The 3,837-nt window shown below is 40.9% G+C and carries 2 protein-coding genes; both read right to left on the reverse strand.

What is annotated here, in order from left to right; all coding sequences use genetic code 11:
* Positions 1-191 precede the first annotated feature (191 nt).
* Positions 192-2,324, reverse strand: coding sequence for a cation:proton antiporter (locus ACT8YW_RS22295; protein ID WP_444107184.1), 2,133 nt, complete (start codon positions 2,322-2,324; stop codon positions 192-194).
* 84 nt (positions 2,325-2,408) lie between these two features.
* Positions 2,409-3,617 carry an MFS transporter gene (locus ACT8YW_RS22300; protein WP_444107185.1) on the reverse strand — a complete coding sequence of 403 codons (1,209 nt, stop codon included), beginning with the start codon at positions 3,615-3,617 and terminating at the stop codon, positions 2,409-2,411.
* Positions 3,618-3,837: the final 220 nt, after the last annotated feature.

Genomic DNA, 3,837 nt, shown 5'->3' on the forward strand with positions numbered 1-3,837 from the left:
TTTATCAATGACGGGCAACTTACTATCTTTTAATTTTATGTCGAACTCACGTTATTTAGCATCTTTGTATATATCAACCAGTTGATTACTGTAATCAAGGATTATATCTGTGGAGGTTTGGGATAAATTGGTCGCCAGAATACCACTTCCCAAAATGCTGGGATTACATAATACACTGTCTTTCCTTTATTTTATAAGTCTTTCTTAAACCACCTGTAAAACCATTTACCGACCTTCTCGTAATGTCGGGTTTCGGTATCAGTATATAGCTTGGAGAAGAAAGACGTATCCAACGGTTCTCCTGACTGGTTAGGATAAAGCACGATTAAGCTATTGTTGGAGAAGTATTTGCTAAGCTGTCTCGGTAGTTTCTCAAAAGAACTGTCGTAAGAGAGAGTTCCCGGTCGTGCACTGATAATAACTAATAAATGGTCGTAGCTTACTTGTCCCGTCAGCACCAGCAAGTCATTCCAATCTTCCAAAAGAGAGAAATCGGTAAGTGTCTGCTTATGCCGTTTCTTTATCCACGCTTGCAGGCGTGTGGTTGTTTTTTCATTGGCAAAGAAATGTACCCGGCATCCGAGGGTACTTCCCATTCTACAGAAATGTTCCATCCAATGAGGAAAACCGGATTCGTATTCGGCTTTAGGAGGGACGGCAATGACAATTCGTTTGATTGTATGGACTGGTATTAGAAACTTAGAGATAATTATCTCACTGTTTAATCCATTCAATAAATGTTCGGCAAGTATTCCAAAGTATGAGTCTGTGATATTTTTCTTACGATGCAGACCGGTGATAATACTTGTAATCTCATTTTCCTTGACTGAATGTATAATGCCGGAAGCTATATTCAAATCATACCGTGTGACTTTCTTCAGTGATACATTTGCTTCTGTTGCTGTCGTTTCCGCTTTTTCCAGGTAATATTTGCTTCGAAGTCGTAGATTATCGGAATTATTATTGTCGTTGATTACATTGAGGGCCAGTAGATTATCTTTCAATTTAGAATCACGTATGATTAGAGACAGATTCACCATGTCCTCGATAGTGTCCGGGTTGGCTATGGATACTAAAATCTTCTCTGTTTCTTTTGAAGATTCATTTTCCGATAGTGAGTCATCCATTGCCACTTTTCTGGCTGCCCGTTCGGTAATCAGTGAACTCACTACGCAAGTGACTAGGATAAGCAAGACTGTGCCGTTCAGTACATCGTCATTCAGCAAGCGCTCGCCGGTGGGCAGAATAATGTTATATCCGACCAATACGGCTGCCAATGTGGCTGCTGCCTGTGCGTTACTTAAACCATACATCAGATTTCGTTCAAGAACAGACATCTTGTATATCTTTTGTGTCAGCCAGCAAGCAATCCATTTGCCTGTCAGTGCCATGGTTATCATTACGGCAGCAACTTTTAAAGCATCCCCATGTCCGAAAATAACCCGTAAGTTGATTAACATTCCTACTCCGATAAGGAAATAAGGAATGAAGAGGGCATTACCGACGAACTCTAAATGATCCATCAATGGAGAAACGTGCGGAATGAGCCGGTTGAGTACCAATCCGGCGAGGAAAGCTCCCAAAATACCTTCCATACCTACGAGTTCCATCAGTCCTGCTCCTAAAAAGACCATTGCAAGCACAAAAATGAACTGCATCACGTTGTCATTGTATCGATGGAAGAACCAGCGACCGATGCGTGGGAAGAAATAAATGATAAGTGCTCCTAGAAAGATTACTTTTACTACTAGCCAAATCCAGAATAAACCACCGGTTTCTCCTTTGAATAATCCGCCTATAACGGCTAATACCAACAGTGTGAGCGTATCCGTCACCGCCGTTCCTCCTACAGCAATACTTACACTACGATGGCGTGATATACCGAAGCGGGTGACGATGGGATAGGCAACGAGTGTGTGGGAGGCATACATACTGGCTAGCAGTACAGAAGTGATTACGCCGTATTTCAGATAAGATACATTTGCCACGAACCCAATCCCGATGGGAATGATGAAAGCCAGTAATCCCAACACTAATGCTTTGTTTCTCGTCTCTTTGAAGTCTCCCATGTTCATTTCCAGACCAGCCAGAAACATGATGTAATAGAGCCCGACTTTGCCGAATAACTGAAAACTGCTATCGCGTGCCAGAATATTAAATCCATGTTCGCCAATAGCCAATCCCGCCAGGATCATACCGATAATATGAGGGATGCGCAGCTTATTCAATAATATCGGAGCAAACAATATAATTAGGAGTACAAGGAGAAATATCCATGTAGGGTCGGTGATAGGGAATGTTAAATCAAGGCCAATCCAATCCATAATTTGACAAGTTCGTGATATTTGTTCCGCAAAATAACCTAAAAAAATGCTTCTAAAAAAGGATTAGTTAATAAAATTAGTCATTTATTTTTTCTCCAGATTCATGATTGATGGAATGAAGAATGCAAGTGTCCCTGTTATCACAATTGCAATACCGCATATAACAAAGACATTGGCTATGCCGATAGCGTCTGCAATAAATCCGGTTGCCAGTAATCCTAAAATGGAGGGTAACAAACTGATACTGTCGAACAAAGAGAATACGCGCCCCAAGAAAGACACTTCAATCTGTGTTTGCAACAAAGCTGTAAACGGACCGGAATAAAACGGCATGGAAATACCCTGTACTATTGCAAATATAGCATAGATAATGAATGCTGAAGGAGGAAGGATTCCAGAAACGAAAATAGAAACTCCTATTATGATATAGGATATGTTTATCATAACGACTTTTCGGATGCGTGGATTCCATATTCCCAGTAAAATACCACCGACTAATGCTCCCGAACCAAAAAGAAGTTCTATCAGACTGACTTGATAAGCTGTTCCGGAGAAGTTTTTCAGAGTCATCAACGGTATCAGAGCAACAACAGGCATGATAAAGAAAGTGATGAGTACTTCAGTGACCATCACCCATTTCAAACCACAATTGCTACAGATTACCTGAAAGCCTTCCTTCATATCCCGGAGTACATTATTGGTTGTTTCAGTTTCTGTTTTTTCCGGATTAGGGATAAATACAAACATGAGTGTTGTACAGGCTATGGCTGCTCCCGCAACGTCGAGCAACATAACTACACTCATATTCGTACTGACAATCAATGCGGCACCTAGCACAGGACCGCAGATATTACATAAGGCCTGTATTGTCTGATTAATACTGGCAATACGCGTCAGTTCTTTTTCAGGAGCAAGCAGCGGTATGGATGATTTCATGGCAGGTGCGTGGAAAGCGCTTCCGACAGAACGGAGCATAAGCAGCAGATAAATCTGCCAGATTTCGATAACGTCCAGATAGAATAATAATGTAATAATGCCCGAACAGAGTGCAACGAAACTGTCGGCCAATATCATAGTCCATTTCCGACTCCACCGATCAACGAAAACGCCGGCAAAGGGACCTAATACTACTTGGGGTAAAAGTGCGGCGATAGTAGCAAATGAAAGCACCTCTGCCGAACCGGTCTCAAGACTGATCCACAGAACAATGGCAAACTGGGCAATAGAACTGCTGAGAATAGAAAATAACTGTCCGGACCATATAATGATAAATTTCTTTTTCCAATTATTCATAATACTTTATTGATTACGGATGATGATAAGGGGATTGCCTGTCTGTATATAAAGAGGGCAAATACCATTATGACTAAATAATAAACAAATGATTGAGAGAAATTGCTTTGATTTTTGTTGTTTTCCTGTAATGGAGGAAAGAAATAAATAGTAAGCGTCTCCGCAATGCCGTCTTGCCTTTATTTTTGTGTTTTCTTACCTTTGTCTCAAAAACCATGGA

The sequence above is a fragment of the Bacteroides sp. genome (assembly GCF_052357945.1).
Lineage (GTDB): Bacteria > Bacteroidota > Bacteroidia > Bacteroidales > Bacteroidaceae > Bacteroides.

Coding starts and splice junctions, on each gene's coding strand:
- ACT8YW_RS22295 (WP_444107184.1), bottom strand. CDS start 2,324: ATGGATTGGATTGGCCTTGATTTAACATTCCCTATCACCGACCCTACA.
- ACT8YW_RS22300 (WP_444107185.1), bottom strand. CDS start 3,617: ATGAATAATTGGAAAAAGAAATTTATCATTATATGGTCCGGACAGTTA.